This is a genomic window from Paenibacillus wynnii (assembly GCF_000757885.1).
Taxonomy (GTDB): domain Bacteria; phylum Bacillota; class Bacilli; order Paenibacillales; family Paenibacillaceae; genus Paenibacillus_AQ; species Paenibacillus_AQ wynnii.
Genome location: NZ_JQCR01000003.1, coordinates 2,089,598 through 2,114,428, shown reverse-complemented (window position 1 = coordinate 2,114,428; position 24,831 = coordinate 2,089,598). Strand labels below are relative to the sequence as shown.

At 45.4% G+C, this 24,831-nt stretch carries 20 protein-coding genes and 1 riboswitch; of the genes, 17 read left to right on the top strand and 3 right to left on the bottom strand.

The features are described from left to right. The first annotated feature begins 127 nt into the window (after window positions 1-127). The 4 genes from PWYN_RS25245 (at window position 128) to PWYN_RS25230 (ending at window position 6,299) form a co-directional block, all read left to right on the top strand. A complete protein-coding gene (locus tag PWYN_RS25245) occupies window positions 128-922 on the top strand; it encodes a TIGR00266 family protein (RefSeq protein ID WP_036657729.1) in 795 nt (264 codons plus the stop codon). A gap of 150 nt (window positions 923-1,072) precedes the next feature. Beyond that, window positions 1,073-1,933 carry an undecaprenyl-diphosphate phosphatase gene (locus tag PWYN_RS25240; protein WP_036657728.1) on the top strand — a complete coding sequence of 287 codons (861 nt, stop codon included), beginning with the start codon at window positions 1,073-1,075 and terminating at the stop codon, window positions 1,931-1,933. A 275-nt stretch (window positions 1,934-2,208) separates the two neighbouring features. Further along, a riboswitch (cobalamin riboswitch) is annotated at window positions 2,209-2,417 on the top strand. 171 nt (window positions 2,418-2,588) lie between these two features. After that, window positions 2,589-4,892, top strand: a complete 2,304-nt coding sequence (metE, locus tag PWYN_RS25235; protein WP_036657725.1) for a 5-methyltetrahydropteroyltriglutamate--homocysteine S-methyltransferase — start codon at window positions 2,589-2,591, stop codon at window positions 4,890-4,892. Window positions 4,893-5,222: 330 nt separating this feature from the next. Next, the gene (locus tag PWYN_RS25230) at window positions 5,223-6,299 is read left to right on the top strand and encodes a DUF4349 domain-containing protein (protein WP_052088396.1); all 1,077 of its coding nucleotides are present in this window, start codon (window positions 5,223-5,225) and stop codon (window positions 6,297-6,299) included. A 508-nt stretch (window positions 6,300-6,807) separates the two neighbouring features. On the opposite strand, the gene msrA is transcribed toward PWYN_RS25230, so the two are convergent. Beyond that, window positions 6,808-7,794 (bottom strand): peptide-methionine (S)-S-oxide reductase MsrA, encoded by a 987-nt coding sequence (gene msrA, locus PWYN_RS25225; RefSeq protein WP_157261257.1) that lies wholly within the window; start codon window positions 7,792-7,794, stop codon window positions 6,808-6,810. Between the two features lie 54 nt (window positions 7,795-7,848). Then, complete coding sequence (locus PWYN_RS25220) at window positions 7,849-8,451, bottom strand: TVP38/TMEM64 family protein (RefSeq protein WP_036657724.1); 603 nt, start codon at window positions 8,449-8,451, stop codon at window positions 7,849-7,851. Window positions 8,452-8,606: 155 nt separating this feature from the next. On the opposite strand from PWYN_RS25220, the gene PWYN_RS25215 reads away from it, so the two are divergent. From PWYN_RS25215 to PWYN_RS25175, 9 genes are all read left to right on the top strand, one after another. After that, window positions 8,607-9,542 (top strand): Gfo/Idh/MocA family protein, encoded by a 936-nt coding sequence (locus tag PWYN_RS25215; protein ID WP_036657723.1) that lies wholly within the window; start codon window positions 8,607-8,609, stop codon window positions 9,540-9,542. Window positions 9,543-9,557: 15 nt separating this feature from the next. Further along, window positions 9,558-9,881, top strand: a complete 324-nt coding sequence (locus PWYN_RS25210; protein WP_036657722.1) for a hypothetical protein — start codon at window positions 9,558-9,560, stop codon at window positions 9,879-9,881. 126 nt (window positions 9,882-10,007) lie between these two features. Then, entirely contained in the window at window positions 10,008-10,328 is a 321-nt protein-coding gene (locus PWYN_RS25205) for a winged helix-turn-helix transcriptional regulator (protein ID WP_036657719.1), read from the top strand. 247 nt (window positions 10,329-10,575) lie between these two features. After that, complete coding sequence (locus PWYN_RS25200; protein ID WP_036657708.1) at window positions 10,576-11,301, top strand: hypothetical protein; 726 nt, start codon at window positions 10,576-10,578, stop codon at window positions 11,299-11,301. 107 nt (window positions 11,302-11,408) lie between these two features. Then, window positions 11,409-12,113: an iron-sulfur cluster repair di-iron protein gene (gene ric, locus PWYN_RS25195; protein WP_036657705.1), complete on the top strand. Its 705-nt coding sequence runs from the start codon at window positions 11,409-11,411 to the stop codon at window positions 12,111-12,113. A 148-nt stretch (window positions 12,114-12,261) separates the two neighbouring features. Continuing rightward, on the top strand, window positions 12,262-12,969 hold the full coding sequence (locus PWYN_RS25190) for a hypothetical protein (RefSeq protein WP_036657701.1): 708 nt from the start codon (window positions 12,262-12,264) through the stop codon (window positions 12,967-12,969). 209 nt (window positions 12,970-13,178) lie between these two features. Beyond that, on the top strand, window positions 13,179-15,602 hold the full coding sequence (gene nirB / locus PWYN_RS25185; protein ID WP_036657698.1) for a nitrite reductase large subunit NirB: 2,424 nt from the start codon (window positions 13,179-13,181) through the stop codon (window positions 15,600-15,602). A gap of 29 nt (window positions 15,603-15,631) precedes the next feature. Further along, window positions 15,632-15,952 (top strand): nitrite reductase small subunit NirD, encoded by a 321-nt coding sequence (gene nirD, locus PWYN_RS25180; RefSeq protein WP_036657695.1) that lies wholly within the window; start codon window positions 15,632-15,634, stop codon window positions 15,950-15,952. 27 nt (window positions 15,953-15,979) lie between these two features. Beyond that, window positions 15,980-16,816, top strand: coding sequence for a formate/nitrite transporter family protein (locus PWYN_RS25175; protein ID WP_036657692.1), 837 nt, complete (start codon window positions 15,980-15,982; stop codon window positions 16,814-16,816). A 581-nt stretch (window positions 16,817-17,397) separates the two neighbouring features. Here the strand turns inward: PWYN_RS25175 and PWYN_RS25165 are convergent. Beyond that, window positions 17,398-18,114: a Crp/Fnr family transcriptional regulator gene (locus tag PWYN_RS25165; RefSeq protein WP_036657685.1), complete on the bottom strand. Its 717-nt coding sequence runs from the start codon at window positions 18,112-18,114 to the stop codon at window positions 17,398-17,400. 408 nt (window positions 18,115-18,522) lie between these two features. On the opposite strand from PWYN_RS25165, the gene PWYN_RS25160 reads away from it, so the two are divergent. From PWYN_RS25160 to PWYN_RS25145, 4 genes are all read left to right on the top strand, one after another. After that, the gene (locus tag PWYN_RS25160) at window positions 18,523-20,829 is read left to right on the top strand and encodes a glycoside hydrolase family 65 protein (protein WP_036657682.1); all 2,307 of its coding nucleotides are present in this window, start codon (window positions 18,523-18,525) and stop codon (window positions 20,827-20,829) included. Further along, window positions 20,826-23,099: a glycosyl hydrolase family 65 domain-containing protein gene (locus PWYN_RS25155; RefSeq protein WP_036657679.1), complete on the top strand. Its 2,274-nt coding sequence runs from the start codon at window positions 20,826-20,828 to the stop codon at window positions 23,097-23,099. Before PWYN_RS25160 ends, PWYN_RS25155 begins: the two co-directional genes overlap by 4 nt. Before the next feature lie 20 nt (window positions 23,100-23,119). Continuing rightward, entirely contained in the window at window positions 23,120-23,752 is a 633-nt protein-coding gene (gene pgmB, locus PWYN_RS25150; protein WP_036657676.1) for a beta-phosphoglucomutase, read from the top strand. Window positions 23,753-23,922: 170 nt separating this feature from the next. Further along, on the top strand, window positions 23,923-24,729 hold the full coding sequence (locus PWYN_RS25145) for an alpha/beta hydrolase (RefSeq protein WP_205622795.1): 807 nt from the start codon (window positions 23,923-23,925) through the stop codon (window positions 24,727-24,729). Window positions 24,730-24,831: the final 102 nt, after the last annotated feature.

Here is a 24,831-nt window from a genome sequence, read left to right as displayed (position 1 = left end):
TCAGCCGAAATTTGGCTGGCCTTTTTTTGTGAGAATTCTCTACCTTCGCGATCAGTGAAACCATAGATTAATCTAAGCGTATATATTTTCAGACAAAGATTGTCAAGACGAAGGAGGATGCCCGGATATGAGTGCTCACGAAATTGATTATGTGATTATGGGTGAAGAAATACAATGTGTGGAGGTACAGCTGGATCCCGGTGAGAGTGTGATAGCTGAAGCAGGGAGTTTCATGATGATGGACCCGGAGATTACGATGGAGACGATCTTTGGGGATGGCAGCGGGGCTTCACGCGGAGGTGGGTTGATGGGCAAGCTGATGGGTGCGGGTAAGCGGCTGCTTACAGGAGAAAGCCTGTTCATGACTGTGTTCACACATGCAGGGTCTTACGGACGTAAAGCTGTAACCTTTGCAGCACCGTATCCCGGCAAAATCATTCCGCTTGATCTGCAGCAATACGGCGGTAAAATAATCTGTCAAAAGGATTCCTTCCTTTGTGCAGCTAAAGGTGTCTCCATCGGAATCGAATTCCAGCGCAAGCTGGGCGCAGGGTTCTTCGGTGGCGAGGGCTTTATCATGCAGAAGCTGGAGGGTGACGGCCTTTCCTTCGTGCATTCCGGCGGTTATGTTCTGGAAAGAACACTGCAGCCCGGAGAGACCATTAAGCTGGATACGGGCTGTCTTGTAGCCATGACCTCATCCGTAGACTATAACATCGAAATGGTAAAAGGAATAAAGACAGCGGTATTCGGCGGTGAGGGGTTATTCTTCGCAACGCTGCGCGGACCGGGCAAGGTCTGGGTACAATCCCTGCCGTTTAGCCGGATGGCCGATCGTATTCTGTCAGCTGCCGGTAGTTCGGGCAGGAAAGAGGAAGGCAGTATTCTTGGAGGCTTAGGTAATCTGCTGGATGGCAGATAAGTAAATCGTTATTGTCGAAGCCGTTGCACCGGAGTATCGGTGGGCGGCTTTTTTAGCGTGAAAAAATGTAAGTTAAGTGCAAGTTTCAGAAATAGCCGCATAAGTTTACATATATTAATGATGAAAATTTATAACCTAGGGGGGAAGGGTATGGAACTGCTAACGATTATAAAAGCAATTATTCTAGGCATTGTCGAAGGATTAACTGAATTTGCTCCGGTATCCTCCACGGGTCATATGATTATTGTGGATGACATGTGGCTGAAGTCACAGGATTTTCTCGGAAAATACACAGCCAATACCTTCAAAGTAGTGATTCAGCTTGGATCCATTTTGGCGGTGGTAATTATTTTTCGGAATCGATTTATTGATTTGCTTGGCTTGAAACGTTTCAGTCGTAAGCAACTGCAAGTAGAAGCTGAGGGACAACCCTCTGTAGAGACTATGGGTCGACTAAAGCTAACACAGGTAATTGTTGGATTAATACCCGCAGGTTTGCTGGGTTTACTATTCGAGGACTACATAGATGAGCATTTATTTTCTACCTCAACCGTACTCATTGGTCTTGTCATAGGGGCTCTGTTCATGATTGCCGCAGATTTGTTCGCACCGAAGAAGGTAACGGTACAAAGTGTTGATCAAATTACTTATAGACAGGCGTTAACCGTGGGCTTTATCCAATGCTTCTCGCTGTGGCCTGGCTTCTCGCGCTCGGGATCTACCATATCCGGAGGTGTCCTGCTGGGAATGAGTCATCGCGCCGCTGCAGATTTCACCTTTATCATGGCCGTTCCGATTATGGCAGGAGCAAGCTTGATTTCCTTGATCAAGAACTGGCAGTACTTTACGGTGGACGCTTTACCTTTCTTTATCGCCGGGTTTATCAGTGCTTTTTTGTTCGCGCTACTGTCGATGCGCTTTTTCCTGAAGCTAATTAATAAAATTAAGCTGCTTCCTTTCGCCATATACCGAATTGTGCTTGCCGGGGTCTTATATCTGGTGATTTTTTAAAAATGTCTAATATGTATAGAACCTAATAAAAAGGCAGAAGTAACGAAGGGGAATTTTGGAACTGTAGGAGCGTATGCGTCCGCCTTTGTATCCGGATATCAACCGCGGCCGGAAGTCCAAACATTCACCGCAGTTACGAGTGTCACCACTATAGAAATTCTTAAGTTCATAATATTTAATATATAAATATTTATTATAATAGGTATTCCATATAATCTATTGCGGATTACTTGGTTTTAAAGTAACATAAACCTTAGATTGATAACCCGAAGTAAAATTTAATAACGGAAACAGGTGCTTGCCGGAAGATTAGTAGTTCCGGTTAGCTTAATAGGGAAGTTCGGTGTAAAGCCGACGCGGTCCCGCCACTGTAACGGAAGAGTTCTTAGCAACGATTGTCACTGGCAGATTACTACTGCCGGGAAGACTGCTTAAGGATGTTGACGCCGATAGCCAGGAGACCTGCCTGTTTCGACAGCACTGCTTTACCTACGGGAGATAGGGAGGTGTTAGACGCTATTCATCAGAATATCATGGGCGTCTTTCCCTTAAGCTTTTTTAGGGAAAGACGCCCTTTTTGTTTCTTGGGTTGAGGTTATGAACATTGAATTTCCGGTATTTTGATTTACAAATAGGTATAAAAGGAGCGCTACATATGACGCATAAAGTTAAATTAAGCAATCTCGGTTATCCAAGAATCGGCAAAAATCGGGAATGGAAGCAGGCGCTTGAGGCTTTCTGGTCCCGCAGTATTAGTGAGGAAAGTTTTCGGGCTGAAATGGCTTCTATACAGCTTGGTCACTTACGGACCCAACAGGAAGCCGGGATTGAACTAATTCCGGTAAATGATTTTACTTTCTATGACCATATGTTAGATACAGCTGTAATGTTCGGCATCATACCAGATCGGTATGACTATACGGGTGGAGCAGTTGATCTTGATCTATATTTCGCAATGGCCCGCGGAAATGAGAGTGCAACGGCTTGTGAAATGACAAAATGGTTCAACACCAATTACCATTACATTGTGCCTGAGATTGGTGAACAGCAGCCGCAATTAACGGAGAACAAACCTCTAGCCGCTTATCGCTTCGCTAAATCTCAAGCAGGCATTGAAGGCAAGCCGGTCATTGTGGGACTTTACACCTTTTTGAAGCTTTCTAAAGGCTTTCCGTCCTCGAAGTTAGCTGAGATTGCCGATCGCTTCCTGCCTGTCTACATTCAGCTCCTGAAAGAACTGGAAGAGGAAGGGGTAGAGTGGGTGCAAGTGGATGAACCCGCGATAGTTACTGGACTGACTTCTGGAGATATCGTCCTGCTGAAGCACCTTTACCAATCGATTGCAGACGCTGTACCGGGATTGAAGATTATGCTGCAGACGTATTTCGAAGCGGCCGAGCCGCTGCATGAATTGCTTCAACTGCCGGTTGCCGGTCTCGGTCTGGACTTTGTGCATGACGGAGGGGGAAATTTAGAGTCGATCAGCCTTCTCGGCTGGCCTAAAGACAAATGGTTAGGCGCGGGCATTATCGATGGTCGTAACATCTGGCGCTCTGATCTGGACGCCAAGCTTCAGCTGATTGAGAAGCTAACGGCTTTTGTGGGCCTTGATCAATTAATATTACAGCCTTCCAGCAGTCTGCTTCATGTTCCTGTTACCGTTCAGGGAGAGGATAAGCTGAAGGGAGTTGTAAAACAGGCGTTGGCTTTTGCTAACGAGAAGTTGGCAGAATTAAGCCTTATTGGAGCAGCGATTGTGAATGATCAGGTGGAGTCGGTTGCCACGGCACTTCAAGCCAGCCGTGATGCCCTTGCTGCTTTCCGAGCCTTGCCGGAACGTGGACTCCAGGATGTAGCAGAGCAGGTCCGCGGTCTGAAGGATCTTCCGGACAGACGTACGGTTCCTTTTGCAGAAAGAGTACACATCCAGCAGCAGAAATGGCAGCTGCCGTTGCTTCCAACTACAACTATCGGTAGTTTCCCGCAAACGCCAGAGGTAAGACAAGCCCGTTTGAAATGGCGCAAGGGTGTATGGAAGCAGGATCGCTATGACTTATTTATTCGCGAACAGATTGAGGCTGCAATTGCCTTCCAAGAGAAGCTGGGTCTGGATGTATTGGTCCATGGGGAATTTGAGCGGACGGATATGGTGGAGTTCTTCGGGGAAAAACTGGGCGGATATCTGTTCACCCGAAATGGTTGGGTTCAATCGTACGGTTCCCGTTGTGTAAAGCCCCCTGTGATTTATGCCGACGTTGCTTTTATTGAGCCTATGACGGTAAAAGAAAGCGTATATGCTCAATCGCTAACGAAGCTGCCGGTTAAAGGTATGCTCACAGGACCTGTTACCATCCTGAATTGGTCATTCGTTCGAGATGATCTAAGCCGTGAAGAAGTAGCGAATCAGATTGCATTGGCACTGCGCCAAGAAGTTCAAGTGCTTGAAAATGCGGGTATAGAGATGATTCAAGTGGATGAACCGGCAATTCGTGAAGGACTTCCCCTTAAAACCAGGGACCATCAAAACTATTTGGACTGGGCAGTAAAGGCGTTTCGTATTTCCACTAATCACGTTAAAGATACTACACAAATCCATACGCATATGTGCTATGCCGAATTCAATGACATGATTGATTCAATCTCTGCTATGGATGCAGATGTCATTTCGATTGAAACTTCCCGCAGCCATGGGGAATTAATCGCAAGCTTCGAAGAGCAGGCGTATGATAAAGGCATCGGTCTGGGTGTTTACGATATTCACAGTCCTCGGATACCTACCGTTGAAGAAATGACCTCTAATATTAACCGAGCGCTACTCGCTCTTAAGCCGGAGCAGTTCTGGATTAATCCGGATTGCGGACTTAAGACTCGGGGCTGGGAGGAGACAGAGGGAGCACTCCGTAATATGGTGGAGGCCGCTGCTATAGCGAGAGAAAAGAAAAAGGCGGTTCGTATTTAGCACTTGATAATAGTTCTCACTCTTGATAAAATGGATAAAGATAGAAGGAATCTTCTTAAAAACAAGTCTTTTGCCATGAGGGTTCACCTCCCTGCAGTGAATGGACAGCATAAATAAATAGCCGTTGAACAAGGTGGAGCTTGTTCAATCGAGAATACCCTCATTCATTATGAATCGAGGGTATTTTTCATGGGAGTCAGTGCAACCTTCCAACTACTGGAAACGTCTAATAATCAATGGCCGGTATTAATATAAATATCAGAGATAGTCCGGCAGTATGGAATGGTATTATGCATGTTGGCTAGTTATTCCAGCTAAGGGGGAAAAGTAATGAAAAAGTGGGGTCAGTATTCTATTTGTTTATTAGTACTTATGATTACATTGACAGGGTGCGGTTCTGGCAACAATAATTCTGCCAAGGGCGCATCAAATTCTGCGGCGGCGCCAATGGCGAATTCCGAAACTTCTAATGTAGCAACCGTAAATCAAGCATCCACATCCCAAGAAGCTCCTGCAAGTGCTACTAAAGAAGATTCAGGCGCGGACGGCAGCCAAGATTCAAATACCTCTACGACTACTGCAATTGAGGTAAATGATACAAGTGTAGGCTTTACAGGAAACGACGTGGTTGCAGGCTTGAATAAAAAATTGATTTACCGCGCAAATCTTACAATGGAAGTCAAAGATTATGCTAAGGCCCAAAGTGAAGTGCGAAATATGATCACTTTAGCGCAAGGCTATATTATCGGTTTTACGGAGAATATGTCCAAGGCGGAACAGGGAGGTACCTTCATTCTAAAAGTTCCCGCTTCCGGTTTCTCCTCCTTCCTGAACAATCTGGAGAAGATTAAGAACGAATCTCTACAAAGAAACATTGAGGGCAAAGACGTATCGGAAGAGTATGTGGATCTAGGGTCTCGTCTTAAAGCAAAACAGCTTATGGAAGCCCAATACATCGAATTTATGAAAAAAGCTACGAAATCTAACGATCTGGTCGCATTTGCTAATGAACTCGGCTCCATTCAGGAGTCCATCGAACAAATTAAAGGCAGAATGCGTTATATTGATCAGAACGTGTCCTTCTCAACCGTAGAGCTCCGTCTGTATCAGACGGATGAGGGTATTACGCTTCAGAAAGAAAAAGAGCAAGGCCCTTTACTCGACCGGGCCTCCGATGCGCTTAACGGCAGTTTGAACGTCATCTCCACTATGTTCCAGTGGCTTGTAATTATATTGGCAGCAGCCTTGCCGATCTTAATTGCTGGAGTGGTGATTTTGGCTATAGTACTCTGGTATCGTAAAACAGCGCGAAACCGTCAGCGTCCTTTAGAGGAGCAGAACCGTAACGTTACTGTGACTAATCGAGTTCCAGAGAAGGAGCAGCCAGAGGCAGAGGATAAACCATAAGGTTATTCGGCTCAACACCAAAATCAGTGCATGACAGGTGACGAGAAGGACAGAAATCCGTTATGGCATAGAGGGATTTCACCCGCTATTTTTGAGGTATATCTAGGAGCTGAAGACCACTTACACGGCACAAACTTCTTGAGCCTACCGAAAACTCGGACGTAGTCCGTGAAATAGATGTATTTTATACACGTATTTCTAGCTTTTGGCGCTCAGATGTATGGATAGATGTACTTTGTGCAACTAAAAATATGAATATGCCGGTTAAACCCCGGAATACCAAAAAATAAGTGTATAAAGTGCAATTAAACAACCTAAAGTGTGCTAAGGGAGAAATATAAGTGTACATTGTGCAACTATATATATTGAAAACGATGTAGGTAGACGATTTGCCGTATTTGTAGCGGATACCTGGGGAGGTACTTCTCATACACAAATTTAGGTAACTAAGAAGGGTATCCAACAGTCTAGTTTGACTGCGGGATACCCTTAATTATTGGTCTAGTCTTTAAACCTGCTGGAAGAGTGTTCGATACTCTCCATACCCTTCGTTATCCAGTTCTTCCTTGGGGACAAACCGAAGTGCTGCGGAGTTGATGCAGTAGCGAAGACCATTCTCCTCGGGGCCATCATTGAATACGTGGCCCAGATGGGAATCAGCTACTTTACTGCGTACCTCTGTGCGAACCATCAAATGGCTGGTGTCGGATTTTTCTTTGACAGAATAATCACGGATCGGCCGGGTAAAGCTTGGCCAGCCACAGCCGGAATCATATTTATCTAATGAACTGAACAGCGGCTCGCCCGATACAATATCTACATAGATGCCATCCCCGTGATGATCCCAGAAATCGTTGCGGAAAGGGGACTCCGTGGCATTGTTTTGTGTGACTTCGTATTGCAGCGGAGTGAGTCGCTTTTTCAAGCTTTCCTTGTCTTCTTGATGTGACCAGTGGCTCTCAATGAAGGAATCCCGGCCGGAGCCTTTACGGTATCGCTTGTAATGACCCGGATTTTTGTGATGATATCCTTGGTGATATTCCTCTGCACGGTAAAACGTCTTCGCCGGCAGAATTGGAGTTACGATAGGTTTATCGAAGCGGCCGCTCTCCTGCAGTTCCGCCTTAGAAGCCAGTGCCTGCTGTTCCTGCTCTTCACTATGTGTGAATATTGCTGTTCCATAGGAAGTCCCGCGGTCATAGAACTGCCCCCCCTCATCTGTAGGATCAATCTGCTGCCAGAAGAGCTCCAACAGCTTCTTGTAAGGGAATATTTCAGGGTTGAAGGTGATTTGTACCGCCTCCACATGCCCCGTGGTTTCAGAGCAAACCTCTTCGTAGGTAGGATTCGCTGTATGTCCACCTGTATAACCGGAGGCTACCTCAATAATGCCAGGAAGCTCCTCAAACGGCGATACCATGCACCAAAAACATCCACCCGCGAATGTTGCTTTTTCGGTCCGGATCTCTTGTTTATCCGTATGATTATCACTCATTGATATCCCTCCGATAACGAAATGCAATTAAATAGATCACAATTTAATTATAATTCAAATAAATCCAGTACGCAAAACTATCCAGGAAAGTCCGAGAACGGAAATATAGATCACTATCGCAGCTACAGCACTCAGCGGATGCTGGAAAAGATTGTCCCCCAGAAAAGAAAATAACGCGATACCCGGAATTTTGCCTATAGCTGTAGCAAGTAGAAAGCTCCCGAAGGGCAGGCCGGCTGCACCGGCATAAATGTTAACCGCTGCCTGAGGAATTATCGGAATTAGCCGTGCTAATACAACGGAAGCGAAAGGCCGCTTCTCTACAGCGGTCGTAAACTTATCAAGGGCCGGTGTGGAGGTGAGAAACCTTTTTGCACTCTCCTTGAATAAATATTTAACACAGACGAACATTAGAGCCGCGGCAAATGTTGTGGCCCCCCAGCAAAGTGCAGCACCGCCCACACTGCCGTATACATATCCGAACAAGCCTATGACCACTTTATAAGGGACGACTGGAAATAGGGCCAGTATAGTAGCTGCCAAAAAAGTTAGGACCAAGCTATGATCCTGTCTCATCCAGTCAAGTATTGATTCTCTGTAAATAAACGCGGCGCCCATCCCCAACACATACAGGATAGCCAGCAACCATTTTCTCATCTTAGTATGCCCCTTAGGAGTATTTCACTTCATCATACTGAAAAAAAGCGAACAATAGAAGCAAAGATCATTTCTCGACATTGCTTCGACAAGGTATAATAGCTAGAAGAGTGAAGACGTGATACATACTCCGAGGCTACGAGGTGATGTTTATAATGAAGGATCAACATCGAAAAAGAATTGCCCTGATTGGACTTGGAGACATTGCCCGGAAGGTTTATCTGCCGTTGCTGTCGCGTCACGATGAGGCGGAGATCGTGGGTGTGCTTAGTCATTCACCGGCTACCGTTCAGGGTACAGTAAGCTCGTACCGCTTTCCTAAGGGAACTACTGATTTGGACGAGCTATTGTCCTGGGATTTAGATGCAGTGTTTGTGCATAGCCCAACGCCTACCCATTTTGATATTGTATCGAAATGCCTGAATCATGGCGTTGCAGTTTATGTGGATAAGCCATTATCCTACCATTTGGAGGAATCTAAGCGGTTAGTTGAGCTTGCGCAAGAAAAGGAACTTCTTCTGGCAGTCGGTTTCAACCGACGCTTTGCCCCTATGTATGCAGCTGCCAAAGCTTGGCTAGAGAAGAACGGCGGCATTAGCCATTGCAGCGCTATAAAGCATCGTACCAAGCTGCAAAAGGGGAGCAGTCGTGAGACGGTGCATGATGACTTGATCCATATGCTGGATTTGCTCCTTTGGCTGTGTGGTGGAGATTATGAGCTGCTTCGGGGTAATCTACAGAGCAATGATGAGGGACGGCTGCTGCAAGCATCTGGCATGCTGAGCTGGGCGAACGGTGCTATTGGAATGTACAGCATGTTTCGTGAGGCTGGGGCCGATCTGGAGAAGCTGGAACTTCACGGTAACGGAAGATCAGTTGAGGTAGTCGATATGGAACGCGCCGTATTGTATGAGCAGGGTGCTCTGCCGCGTAACCAGGGTTTTGGCAGCTGGGATACCATTCTTGAACGAAGAGGATTCAGCGGCGTAGTGGACCATTTTTTAAAAAACATCCATACACCGGAGCAATGCGTGATTTCCGCCGCTGCAGTACTACCTAGTCACATACTTGCTGCGGAGCTTACGGACTGAAGGAGGGTAGACAACATGGACGATTACCATAAATCAATGGAAGAAAAGATCGTAGAAAGCTACAAACGGGATGAAGAAATGATGATTCTTGTTTTTGCGCAGTGGTGCGTAAATAATAGTCTGGATCCGGAAGCATTATATCTACAAGCTTACCCGCAGCAGGCCGGTAACGAGCCTCTTCGCAAAGCGTTGGAATTGACGGTTTCCGAGGAAGAGTCAGGATTTATTTCCGATGATACTGTTCTCGGTGTCCTTTCGCTTTATAACAATGATGACTTAGCTTATGTGGTTACAGAAGCCATTTCACAGAGGGTCCCGGCACAGGAAAAAGGGGATTGACAGTAAGGATATAATAGATAGAGTATAAGAACTTTTTTTGGTAAACGATGTTCAACAGGTTTAAAATGTGTTAAAATTATATATACTAACTAAATGTAAGTTTTCACTTAGTGAGAGGTGAGAAAAATGGAAGAACATCATGTGAGCACGATGTGTCCCAGATTTGAAACGGCTTTCTCCTTTCTAGGCAAACGATGGAATGGCCTTATTATTCAGACGTTGATGAGCGGACCGAAGCGGTTTAAAGATATTTCCGGTCTAATCCCCACGATGAGTGATAAGATGCTGTCTGAGCGGATGAAGGATTTGGAAAGTGAAGGTATTCTAGTTCGTCATGTGTATCCTGAGACACCGGTACGCATTGAATATGAATTGACAGACAAAGGCCGTGCATTGGAACCTGTTATGAAGCAAATTCAATCCTGGGCAGAATCTTGGGTGAAGTAGTTCCCGTCAGCAACAGGTAAACCTCCTCCCCTTAAAGGGAAGAGGTTTTTTTGAATTTTAACGAGAAAGGGATACACATCCATCCCATTGAGGACGGCAAAGTCGTATCTTCTTAAATTTTATTTATTAAAAACTTGCACTCTACCGGCAGGTATGTAATATAATAGAAAAAACCGCCACTCTGCCCACAATGGAAGCGCTTACTAAATTGGGTTTTGCCAAGCAAAACTTTCAGGAGGCGAGGAAGATGAGAACTACTCTGTTTTCACGGGAGATTACGTATGGAAAAAAGGATGCTGCCGAGTTGGAGGAGGCTTCCGTCAAAGTCCAACTAATTTACGACAAGGCGCTGCATATGCTTCACAGCCATCTTCCGGATTTTTTATGGGATGCCTGGATTGGAGTTCCTTACGAGATCATTTCATCCCTATACAAAGGTGATAACGATAGCGGGACTGTATTTCAGAAATGGATACAAGGCCCGTCCGGCTGGAAATGCATAGGCTGTGAACGGCATTGCTTGGAATCAAACGACTTCCATCAGGATCATGACAAACTACTTAGCCAGAGAGCTTACAAATTCCATAACGGTAGAAGACAAAGTATGTTGCTGCAGGCCACTATATGGTCAATTTTCGAGAAAACGCTGTTGTTTCATCCTTTTCTGGGTGGAGAAACCTTATTTGACGGTGAGGAATTAGAGACGATTGCAGCTTATTTTGTACCCACTTATATTAGCGATGTTCGTTTTAGAGAGCTTTCCAAACCTTTTAAAGAGTATGATGGCAGCAATATACAGGTGTATCAGGAATGGATATCCGCTCCGCATTTAGTTCTTCAGTGGGAGGGCGGCTTGACGGAAGGAAGATGGATGACAGGTGTATATGTTAACCAAGCCCAGTTTTCCGGTTTGGGTCCTTATTTAAAAGATTCTGAGGGTAAGCGGACATATATGGAGGCCTTTGTTCAATAAAGAGATTTAATTTCAGTGATTATAATCACAAGGGGGTATTCCTTTCAGGGGTAAGGTGGAAAGGTAGAAGAAATAAACCTGATCCAACAACCCAAGGAGGAACCCTAATGGCTACTAAACAACCTTTATTTAATAATGAAGCAATGGTGAGAGATATCGTATTGCAGTTCCCTAAATCCGCTGATTATTTCAAAGCGAACAAGATTGACTTCTGCTGTGGCGGAGTAAAACCACTAGGAGAAGCAGTTAGTGAGCGCGGTTTAGACCCGGAAGCTGTAATAGGTGATTTGTATAAATTGCTGGAAGAATATCCTGTACTTGAAGAAGACATGGTATGGAACACAGCACCTTCGGATGAGCTTATCTCCCATATTGTGAACAAACACCACCGTTTCCTGCGTGAAGAGCTGCCCTCGATCGGTCAAAATGTAACTAAGGTGTTCCGTGTCCATGGTGAGGATTCCCCCCACTTGGCAGAGTTGTACACGTTGTTTAACACACTCAAGGAAGAACTCCTTCAACATACAACCAAAGAAGAAGAAAGTGAATTTCCTAAGATTCTTAACTATATTGCTAACCCTAGTGAATCGGCTTTGACAGAAGTTCGTGAGGCTCTTCATGATCTGGAAGATGAGCATGATGCAGCAGGTGATATTTTGAAACAGATGCGCTTGATTACCAATGACTTCACGCCACCGGGTCATGCTTGCACAACCTATCGTTTGACCTATGCGCGGCTCGAGGAGCTGGAAGGCATGACTTTTGAGCATGTTCATTTAGAGAATAATATCCTGTTCCCTAGATACCAGTAATTACAGCAAGTTTAGAGAGTCCTGCGAACAGGGGCTCTCTTTTTTGAGCCTGTGACAGGTCTCCGCAAGGTTTATTTGAGAAGGTGGCCTGCTTGCGTTATCCTTGTAGTAGATATTAATCATCAGACGGGATAAGGCGGTGCGGCAAATGTCCACGAAGCTTATATTGCGCGGATTGCTAGGGTTAATTATTTTAATGTCAGCAGGCGGATGCTCTACGATCTTAGACTCAAAAGCGGAAGGCAGTTATACAGAGGCAGCTGCTAACGGCCCTTTTCTTTCATTCTTTGCGGGAGACAGTGAATTCAACGGAAGTGCGGACAAACCACTCAGCGGAGCCTACAAGAAAGGCATTACTCTGCGGGAGCTGCTAAGGAATAGCGGAATCGTTGTATTTGCAGAGGATGGGAAAAGTATAATCTCGGTAACTGATGTGTCCCTAGATCCCGAGTTGAAGTGGGAACTTCAGGTCGGTGAAGAGCCGCTCGACTATGAGGATTGGGATCATGCCGTAGATCGGACAGATCATATTAAATTGATAGCTGTGCCGAAGGGCAATATAGATTCCGTTGAATCCGTAGTTTTATTTTTGAATGGGGCAAGTGATCACCCGGAGATGACACATTCGTATGTACTGCCATTTATAGCGGATTCCTCTGTTAGGAGTTTATTGAAGAACAGCGAATTGGTGCAGCTCTCCGAGAACAATAAAAGTATCCTAACGGTTAATGAATATACACCTCTAACGGATGAAGTCTGGAAGGTCAAGGTAAATGGGAAACTGCTAATGGAGAACGGTATGGATATGAAGCTCCGTCCGCAGGATGAAGTAGAGATTGTTCTAAATTTACGATAATCATTAAAAAATAATCATAGAATGCCAGATTTCCGAAATTCACAAAGGAATCTGGCTATTTGTGTTTTAGCAACAATTTAGTATGTTTTGTCACGAAATGTTGTGAAAAGATTCACACCTATTGTGATTGTAATCACAATGACCCTTCAAATTTTAAACGATAATACCGATATAAGAGTTTACACAGAAGCTTTAAGGAGGATTTTACAATGGCAGATAAGAGAGAAAAGTTAGTATTGGTCGGCAACGGTATGGCAGGTATAGGCACCATCGAGCAGATTTTAAAGCTTGGCGGTACTTATGATATAACCGTCTTTGGAAGTGAGCCCCACCCTAACTATAACCGGATCATGCTGTCATACGTTCTTGAAGGCAGTAAAACAGTAGATGATATTATTTTGAATGACCTAAATTGGTATAAGGACAACAACATTACTTTACACACTGGAATGACCGTAACTCACGTTGATGAAACCCATAAACAGGTTATAACAGATAGCGGAATGGCGGTTCCTTACGATAAAGTAATTATTGCAACTGGTTCTAACTCCTTTATCCTACCTGTTCCTGGATGCGATAAAGAAGGTGTAGTAGGCTTCCGTGATATCGCAGACTGTGATGCTATGCTAGAAGCGGCCAAGCTGTATAAGAAGGCTGCTGTTATAGGCGGCGGGTTGCTTGGTCTTGAAGCTGCAAAAGGTCTCGTTAACCTGGGAATGGACGTAACGGTTGTTCATTTGATGGAAGATTTGATGGAGCGTCAACTTGATCGCAACGCATCCTCGATGCTGCAGGCGGAACTTACACGACAAGGTGTGAAGTTTGCCATGGGCAAACAAACGGTTGAATTGACAGGGACTCAGCGGGTAAATGGATTGCTGTTCAGTGATGGAAGTGAACTTGAAGCTGATTTCGTTGTAATGGCTGTTGGAATCAAACCGAATATAGCGGTAGCCAAAGACAGCAACATTACATTCAACCGCGGAATCATTGTTAATGATTATCTGCAAACCTCGATGGACAATGTATATTCCGTTGGTGAATGTACGGAACATCGCGGAGTATGTTACGGATTGGTTGCTCCGCTTTTCGAGCAGGGAATGGTATTAGCTAAACACTTATGTGGAGTGGACACGAAGCCGTATGAAGGCTCTGTGATGTCCACGAAATTAAAAATATCCGGTGTGGATGTATTCTCAGCCGGTGAGTTCATGGAAACTTCTGAACATACAGTGATCTCAGCCAAGGATGATTGGAAGAAAACGTACAAGAAAATATTGCTCAAAAATAACATCATCGTCGGAGCGGTCTTGTTCGGGGATGTGACCGAATCAGCCAGTCTGCAAAAGCTTGTTAAGCAAGGGTCAGAAATGACGGATGAAATCTATGCAGAAGTTATGGGTACCAGCTGCAGCGGTGGTGAAGCCAAGAAAGGGATGTCCGTAGAAGCCATGTCAGATGAAGAAATCGTCTGCGGCTGCAACGGAGTTACCAAAAAGGCGATCGTAGATGCTGTAACCGAAAATGGTTTTACAACAGTGGACGAAATTAAAGCTTGCACCGGAGCTACGCGATCTTGCGGGGGTTGTAAACCGGTTGTGGAACAAATCCTTCAATTCGTACTTGGTGACAGCTTTCAGCAAGGCGCGAAACAAGGGATTTGCAGTTGTACTTCATTAAGCCGTGATGAGATCGTGGCTGAGATTACAGCAAAAGGATTAAAAACAACTAAAGAAGTGATGAACGTACTGGGCTGGAAACAAGAGGAAGGCTGCTCTAAATGCCGCCCGGCGGTCAACTACTATCTAGGCATGATCTACCCCGACACTTATGAAGATGAGAAAGAATCACGTTTTGTTAATGAACGGATGGGCGCGAATATTCAGAAGGACGGCACCTTTACGGTTGTACCGCGGATGTATGGCGGGGTTACAACACCTGAAGACTTGATGAAGATTGCTGAAGTCTCACTGAAGTATGATGTAAAGGTTGTTAAGGTAACCGGGGGTCAGCGTCTGGATCTGATCGGCGTGAAGAAAGAGGATGTTCCGAAAGTATGGGAAGAACTGGATATGCCATCTGGTTATGCCTATGCGAAATCCCTTCGTACGGTTAAGACTTGTGTAGGGTCACAGTTCTGCCGCTTCGGTACACAAGATTCAATGGGGATGGGTGCTCTTATGGAGCGCAAGTATGAGCGTCTTGATTTCCCTGCTAAATTCAAAATGGCTGTTAACGGTTGTCCTCGTAACTGTGCAGAATCATGCACGAAGGATATCGGTATCGTCGGCAATGACGGCGGTTGGGAAGTATTCATCGGGGGTAACGGCGGAATCAAACCGCGTATCGCGGACTCCTTCTGCAAAGTAAAAACAGATGAGGAACTCGTTGAAGTGTGCTCTGCTGTGATGCAATACTACCGCGAAACTGGGAATTACCTGGAAAGAACTTCCGAGTGGGTGGAGCGGATGGGTCTTGAGAGTATTCAGACGGCCATCTTGGAAAATGAAGCGAACCGTAAAGAATTGGCTGCGCGGATTGATTTTGCCTTAGCTCAGGTTACAGATCCTTGGAAAAAAATGCTGAACGATAAAGATACACGCACGGCACTGTTTGAGGATACCCGAGTTTAACTGAAAGCTACCCAAAAGGAGAGAAAACGATGGAATTGACAAAGCAAAAGTATGCGGTAGGCACTGTGCAGGACTTTCTACTGCAGATCGGACGTGTGGTGATCGCTGGAAATGTAGAGCTGGCCATATTTCGTACCTCTGACGGAACTGTCTATGCGTTAGAGAATTCTAGTCCTCACCCCAAAGGTGGACCTTTGGCTGAGGGTATGGTTTCCGGGTACTACTTGTACGATCCGCTGTATGACTGGAAAATTGATCTTCGAACAGGTGATGTTCAAGCTCCGGATCATGGAAGAGTATTGACATACCCTGTTACAATAGATGGGGACTTGGTGACGGTTAGCATATAATTATATAAATAGACGACGGGGTGGAATATGTTTACTCAAAGTGTAGAGAACATCGTAGAAGCAGCAGTCAGTAAGCGGGACAAAATGAACGAAAGCTGGCCCAGGTATTTCCTGGCGGCTCTGCTGGCAGGGGCTTATGTAGGTATTGGTATTATCCTTATCTTCTCATTGGGAGCACCACTGGCAGCGGCCAAATCACCTTTTCAACCTCTTGTAATGGGTACCTCCTTCGGTATCGCTTTGACCCTTGTAATCTTTGCAGGCTCAGAGCTGTTTACTGGAAATAACATGTTCTTTACCGTAAGTACCCTTGCGGGCAGAACAAGTATTTCGGATACTCTTAAGAACTGGGTTCTTGTGTTCATCGGTAATGTTGGAGGTGCTGTGATTCTTGCCCTTTTAATTCGAGGTACCGGATTGTTCAGTGTGGCGCCACCAGAGCACTTAATCTTTGCAGCATCCGCCAAAAAAATGAGCCTTCCATTCTCGGAACTGTTCTTCCGCGGCATTCTCTGTAACTGGCTGGTATGCTTGGCGATATGGATGTCCTCCCGTGCCAAGAGTGAAGCAGCCAAGCTTATCTTGATCTGGTGGTGTCTGTTCGCCTTTATCGCCAGTGGCTATGAGCATAGTGTGGCTAATATGACACTGCTTAGCGTAGCTCTTATTCTTCCAAATCACCCGGAAACTATTACGTTTGCAGGGTGGCTGCATAATATGATCCCTGTAACATTGGGTAACATGATCGGCGGCGCAGTGTTCGTGGGTATGGCTTACTGGCTTATCTCACCTGTGCGTGGCATTCAAAAACCTCTAATTTCAGCAAACGATCAAAACAAAAACAAGGGGCTGTCTCAAAAGTAAATATTTTTGACGAATGAAATAGCTTTTTGTACTTCAAAGCCTTAAAAGCTAAAAAGCGAGCCAGTCTCCAGGTTATTGGAGACTGGCTCGCTTTCGAATGTACAAAAGAAACCTCTCCTAAGAAATGGTTGTTTGGTAACTCCATTTTACCAAAGAGAGGTTTCTTTTTGCTGTTTTTAGAGAAGATTTTGGAACGGATTCCGCTAAAAGTAGCGGAGAGGACGGAACGATTGTGGAAAAGCGGTAGCGTTCGCCTTTGTGTCCGGATTTTCACCGCTAAGGGGAATAATTAAAATCTGGACACAACAGCGATTGTAGCAACGGTCCGTTCGTGGAGCGTCCACACCATGTGCACAAGTCAATCCGACTCAAAAACAGCGGGGCCGTCCCAAGTAGCCTTTTCATGGCTTATAGGACAGCCCCTTTTTCCTAATGTATGATTTAAGGGAGGGGTAGTATATGAACATAGAAAAAAAGACGCCAGTATCCGGACGCCTTTGACCACTCTATTTTATGAATCGAACAATAACTGGGCCATATATGTTTCAATGAGGAGAATAGAGGGTAATGTTAAAAGGAAATTAAATTCGGCAAATTTCGTTCGGACACAATTCGCAATGGCAAATGTCTTGGAGCATGCCGAGATCCTTAATCACAATCATACCGTTCTCATATTCAACTGCATCTTTCTTACGAAGATCGCTAAGCATCCGGTTAACACTCTCACGGGTAGCACCGATCATATTGGATAAGTCGGTATGCGTTATCTTTTTGTTAATCAGTATGTTCTCACCGCTCTTCTCACCATACGTATTGCCCAGTCGGATCAATGTAGAGCAGAGAGCTCCCGGCTTACCATACATCATCAAATCACGGAATTTAGTTTGTGTCAGTCTGTGGTGGATACCCATCCATTTCATGAAGTCAATGGCAAAGTCGCAATGCTGGCAGATCAGAATCTCCAGATCCTTTTGTTCGATAACACCTACTTCGCTTTCCTCGATTACTTCCGCAGTGAAACTGTGCTTCGTACTGAAGAACGGGTCAGCTTGGCCTACCATATCGCCGGCTTGATACATATACAGAATTAATTCTTTACCTTCGTCTGTAGATTTGGTTAATTTCACACGTCCACGTTTGATATAAAACAATTTATCCGAAAAGTCGCCTTCCCAGAACAGGTGTGAACCCTCTGGTACCATGCGTTCTTTCATTGTAACTAGAAGTCTGTTAAAATTCTGTTCGGAGAAACAGTTTGTATTTCCGCGGGCTTCGATAACATTGTAATGTTCCTTCATAATCGACATCCCCTTTATTCCCTCATTTTTTAGTAAATTTTAAATTAATTATACCTTGGAATACCTCTTAATGGGTAATAAATTTGCGTAAAAAGTGTCGAATTTTTTAACATTGTGATTATTTTCACTTCAAAGGTGTGAGATTTAATATGATTTCTCGTAAAATAGGTGTATATAGCACGTTCAACTTCAAATATTAACAGCTGGCGACCAACATTCACAGAGAATGGTTTCCAGCTTCTTTTTTATGTTCTGTTATTGCAACTCCGTATAAATAGACATAAACGGATGATTTCAGCACATTGGCTGCTTCAAGTTCTAGAGCTATTCTTGGAAGTGAGCGCCCGGCTTATCTTGAAGGACAGGAAGAGCAGGCGGATAGAACCCAAGACAAAGGAGAAATCATACATGGCTAAAGTAGCGGACAAATATTTAAAAGTAGATCCGTGGGCAATTATTGAAGAGGGCTTTGATCCGGAACGGAACCGGACCTCAGAATCTATTTTTTCACTTGGAAATGAGTATATGGGTGTACGGGGATATGCCGAAGAAGGGTATAGCGGTGATATGCTGCTCGGCAGTTATTTCAATGGCCTTAATGAACAATTGGATATCGGCAAACATTATAAAGGTATTATTACTTCGCTTCGTTACATGGTCAATTCCGTTGATTGGCTATACACTCGAATTTCATTAGAGGGGGAAACGTTGGATCTGGCCCGCAGTAAAATTTCGGATTATACCAGGCGGCTTGATTTCCAGACGGGGACGTATCAGAGGGATCTGGTTTGGCATCTAGAGAGTGGGAAAAGCCTTCATATTACCTTTACTCGACTGGTCAGTATGACCATGACCCATTTAGGTCTGCAGCAGGTAACATTCAAGCCTCTTAACTTCTCAGGAAGTATCGAAGTGTGCTCCGGTCTGGATTTTGGAATTATCCACGAGGAGCGAGGCGAGAATATGTGGAATGTCCTCTGCACCAGTGAATCAGATGAAATATCAGCCATTATGGCAAGCACAGTGAATACAGGAAACAAGCTGTTCTCTGCTTTCACCCTGCAATCTCCTCAGACATTGAATACCACTCGGGTAGTAAAGGATAAATTTATCGGTCAAAGATTCAGCATGGAGCTGACCCAAGGGGAGTCGACACACTTTACTAAACTTGCTGTCAATTGTTCCGATACGGATTCCTCCAAGTCGGCTTATGATCTGTGGCAGGAAGGGATGGAGTTGACCATCACAACCGGGAAGCTGGAAGCTTCCGTTGTATTTTCCGATCAGGCGTCCTATTGGAGCGGGATATGGGAGACCAGCGATATTCAAATCGAAGGTGATCCCGAGAACCAGCAGGGCATCCGTTTTTGTATCTTTCAGCTCTATCAGACCTACCACGGAGATCATCCGGGATTCAACATTGGTGCTAAAGGGCTGACTGGTGAAGTGTACCGCGGGTTAGCCTTTTGGGATACGGAATCCTATTGCCTTCCCTTCTATATGTTCAATAATCCCAAAGCGGCGAAGAGCCTATTAGAGTTCCGATACAAAACCCTATCCCAAGCCATGCAACGGGCGGAAGATGTGGATTGTAAGGGTGCTTGTTATCCTATTGCTACTATAGATGGAACCGAAAGCTGTGATCTATGGCAGCACTCCAACTTACAGCTGCACGTGGGCACGGCTGTCTCCTACGGAATTTGGCACTATGTCAACATTACTGGAGATCGGGACTTCTTGTTCAGCAAAGGTGTGGAGATGTTGATCCAGATCAGCCGTTTCTATGCTACACGCGGTCAATGGGGTCAACGGAGCGGAGAGTACGGCTACTACGGTGTTATGGGCCCGGATGAGTTCCAGTTGATGGTCAATAACAATTGCTATATCAATCTAATGGCCAAAAAATCATTCGAATATACGCTGGATAGTATTCGGGAGATGAAGCTTGCAGCACCAGAGGTCTTCGCCGAGATCACCCTTAAAACCGGGCTAGAAGAACAAGAATTGGATGACTGGAGTGACAAAGCAGAACGTATGCGCATACCTCAGGACCCGGAAAGTGGCGTATATGAAGAACACGATGGATTTTTTGATATGCCGCATATGGACATCCACTCTATACCGGTTACCGAATTCCCGCTTTACTCGAATTGGTCCTATGACCGATTGTATCGGTACGACATGATCAAGCAGCCGGACGTGTTAATGTTCATGTTCTTATACAGCGGACAGTTCTCTAAGGAATCCAAGCTTGCCAACTATGAATACTACGAGCCGAGATGCATCCATGAGTCCTCTTTATCACCTTCTATTCATTCGATACTGGCAGCAGAAATCGGCAAGCCTGATGAAGCTTATAAGTTCTTTGAGTTCGCTACCCGGCTGGATCTGGATAACTACAACCGCAACACGCGTGAAGGTCTTCATACCACTTCGATCGCAGCCGCTTGGATGAATATTGTGTATGGCTTTGGGGGCATGCGCTCGGACGGTTCAGTACTTTCGTTCCAGCCCTCTCTGCCCGAGAAATGGACATCTTACAGCTTCCAAGTTCTATACGAGGGCGTATTGCTGCGTGTTGCAGTAGATCAGAGCAAAGTAAGTCTTACAGCTGTAACAGGCGGAAGTGCAGAAGTCTTAGTATACGGACAAAAGCTTCTAGTTAATGCTACCGGAGCGGAACTTCCATTGGGTAAGGGGATGGCGGTCAAGTGAACTGGACAGTGGAGGAGTCGGGGTTCGATCTTGCGCGTGTAACGACGAACGGGAACAAGTTTATGATCGGGAACGGATATATGGGCTATCGTGGCACACTTGAGGAGTTTGGTAAGGAGCAGCTGGTTGCTGTCACCTTGGCAGGTTTGTATGACAAATCCGGTCAACAGTGGCGTGAGCCTGTCAATGCCCCGAATGGGTTATTCACAACCTTACTATGCGATGGAGAACCTCTGACTGTGATTGAACAAGAGGTGATATCGCACAGACAGGAGCTTGATATACGAAGTGCGCTTCACCGCCGGGAGACGGTTTACAAAAGGCCTGACGGTGGCACAGTTACGTATACGGCAGAACGTTTTGCCAGCATGGATAATCTTCATCTAATGGTGAGCAAATTAACATTGTGTACAACCCGTGATTGTACCATAGTTATTCAAACAGGAATTGACGATGACGTCTGGGATATTAATGGGCCCCATTTGAATGATCTTCAGAAAAATTCAATGGATCATATTATGATCTCCACAGCAATAACGGGTGAACTTAAGGTTCCGGTGGCTGTAGCGGAACTAGCCGTGTTCGGTTTTGGGGAACAGAGCCTCGATGAATCTTCTCTCCTTCGTCAGCTCACGTTTAAAGCACAGGCAGGAGTCACCTATACTTGGTATAAGTATGTCTCCGTATTTAGCGGTCTGGATGGTACAGAGTCTCTCGTTAATGAGGCGATAACAACGGTTAACGCTGCTGTAAATTTAGGATATGAAGTCCTACTCGGGACTCACCAACGGAAATGGGAAGACAAGTGGTCCCTATCCGATGTCATCATTAAAGGGGATCAGGAAGCCCAGTTTGCTCTGCGATATAGTATTTATCAGTTGTTGATTATAGCCCCAACCCATTCGGAAAGGGTGTCCATTCCAGCAAGAGGATTGTCCGGGCAAGTATATAAAGGCGCAGTGTTCTGGGATACGGAGATGTTCATGCTTCCTTTTTTCCTGCATAGCGACCCTGTTACTGCCCGTAACTTGATGATGTACCGTGTTCATACCTTGGAAGGTGCGAAGCGTAAAGCTGCTGAATATGGATTTTTGGGTGCTTTTTACGCCTGGGAAAGCCAGGATACAGGTGATGATGCCTGCACCTTGTTTAATGTTAATGATGTCTTTACCGGACGGCCCATGCGTACGTATTTCCGTGACAAACAGGTTCATATCAGCGCCGATGTGGTTCATGGAATCTGGCAGTATGTACAATTCACAGGTGACTACAGTCTGCTGACGGACGGTGGGGCAGAAGTGATATGGGAATGTGCCAAATTCTTTTATTCCTATGCCTATTACAATCCTGTAAAAGCCCGCTATGAGATCTTGGATGTGACCGGCCCTGACGAATACCATGAGCGGGTGAATAATAATGCCTTTACGAACGCTTTGGTAAAAGAAACGCTTGAGATTGCTATACAAGCAGCTGATTATCTCAGAACAAATCACCCGGCAGCGTTCGAAGCTATGACTGATACCTTCAAAGAGGGACCCTTCCTGCCAGAATTTCAGGAGATGCTGGAGCATTTTTATGTACCGCAACCTAACACTGAGAACCTTGTGATCGAGCAGTTTGACCGCTATTTTACGCTGGAAGAGGTAGCACTGACTGATCTGAAGTCTCGCGTCCTGAACAAGCATGAGTATTGGGGCGGTGGGAATGGCCTCGCTACGACCACTACGATTCTGAAGCAAGCCGACGTCGTGCTCATGCTTAATCTCTTTAAACATTCCTTCTCGCAAGAAGTTAAAAAAGCGAATTGGGAATTTTATGAGCCTCGTACTGAGCATGGCTCTAGCCTTAGTCCATGTATATACGCATTGGTTGCCGCAGATATCGGGGCTCCCGATTGGGGCTACCCTTATTTTATGCGAACAGCCACGGTGGATTTAACAGGGGAATCCAAGCAGTATGTGGGCGATCTGTATATCGGAGGCACTCATCCTGCAGCCAATGGAGGGGCTTGGATGGCCGCTGTTCTAGGCTTTGCAGGTCTGTATTTTAATGGGGAGGATGTTCACCTGAATCCCTCAATGCCTAAGCAATGGGAGTCCGTGGAGTTGCCCGTAGTTCTGAGGGGTGGGAACTACCGTCTCCATGTCGGACGTGAAGAAATTACTATTCAGGCTTCCGCCGATAATAAGTCAGCCTTGAACTTTATTGTATCTGGCGGACAAGTAGAAATGTGTCAACCCGGTGTGCAACTGCAGATCCGTTATTCATAATCAGAGAGGATACAAACATAATGTTGGAACATATGAAAGGTGCTATCTTTGACCTGGACGGTGTCATCGTGGATACCGCAAAATACCATTTTCTCGCTTGGCGCTCGCTTGCAGAGGAACTCGGCTTTGAGTTTACTGAAGAACACAATGAACGGCTAAAGGGCGTAAGTCGGATGAGATCGCTGGATATTTTGTTGGAGATCGGCGGTGTTGAAATCTCTGACGAGCAGAAGATTGCTATCGCGGAGAAGAAAAATCGTCGGTATATAGAATACATTTCAACTCTGGACGAGTCAGAACTGCTGCCTGGAGTGAAAAAATACTTAACCGATCTAAGGGAGAGAGGGATAGGCATAGCGCTTGGGTCTGCGAGTAAAAATGCAGAATTCATACTAGATAAGCTTAACATTACTCACTTATTTGATGTTGTTATTGATGGAAACAAGGTGTCTCTCGCCAAGCCGGATCCTGAGGTGTTTCTTATGGCCTGCGCAGGGCTGAAACTGCAGCCGGAAGACTGCGTGGTGTTCGAGGATGCTGAAGCTGGTGTTCAGGCCGGAAAGGCTGCCGGAATGAAGGTTGTCGGCATTGGAAGTCCTGAGGTTCTGAAAGAGGCGGACAAGGTCATTGCTGGTTTGCATGTATTGGGGTGAATTTTGAATAATCATTTATTTCAGGTGACGGCCGTTAGGCCGTTGCTTTTTTTTTTGAATTATTTTTGCGGCAGAGTTAGGGGTATCTCTTGAAACACGGATTTATAATGAAGTAAGATTGCTTTAATCCACCAATTTTGCAGAGTATATATAGAAGGGAAGTTTGAAAGATGTTGAAGAACATGCTGCTATTATGGCCAGATGGAGCTCCGGGAGCGGAGGGCGCTATGGATGAGGATTGTCCGGCTATTGAACCGTTTTTGGTAGAAGGGGATCGAAATGCTGCTGTAGTCATATGTCCGGGCGGCGGTTATGGGATGCGGGCAGATCATGAAGGAGAACCGATAGCGAGATGGTTGAACACGCTTGGCATTTCTGCATTTGTACTCCGTTACCGTGTAGCTCCATACCGTTATCCCCATGCCTTGCAGGATGCGCATCGGGCAATTCGGACGGTTCGACATCATGCCGAACAATTCCGGGTGGATAAAGGACGAATAGGGATATTGGGATTCTCTGCAGGGGGACATCTAGCGTCTACAGCCGGGGTGTTATTTGATATGGGGAACACTGAAGCAAGCGATCCGATAGAGCGCCAATCCAGCCGCCCTGATTTGATGATTCTGTGCTACCCTGTAATCTCGATGCAGGATGAATACGGACACCAGGGTTCAAAAGAAAACCTGCTGGGCATTTCTCCAGAAGCAGAGCTGGTAAATCTTCTAAGCAGTGAGCTTCAGGTGGGAGCAGATACTCCTCCTGTTTTCTTATGGCATACTGCCGATGATGATGCGGTTCCGGTTGAAAACAGTCTTATCTTTGCAGCTGCTTTAAGGCGTCAAGGTGTACCCTTTGATCTTCACGTATATGCTCATGGTTATCATGGGCTTGGAATGGCAGAAGAGGATGAACATGTAAAAGGTTGGACCGATGCATGTGCTTCCTGGCTTCGAATGAACCTCTATACTAGAGAATGAAATGTGACATTTGTCACAAATGTTTGTTTTTAATGTGACTAGGATCACTAATTGTAAGCCTGCATCTTCTATACTTAAACACAGGTTAAGGATAAAAGAAGC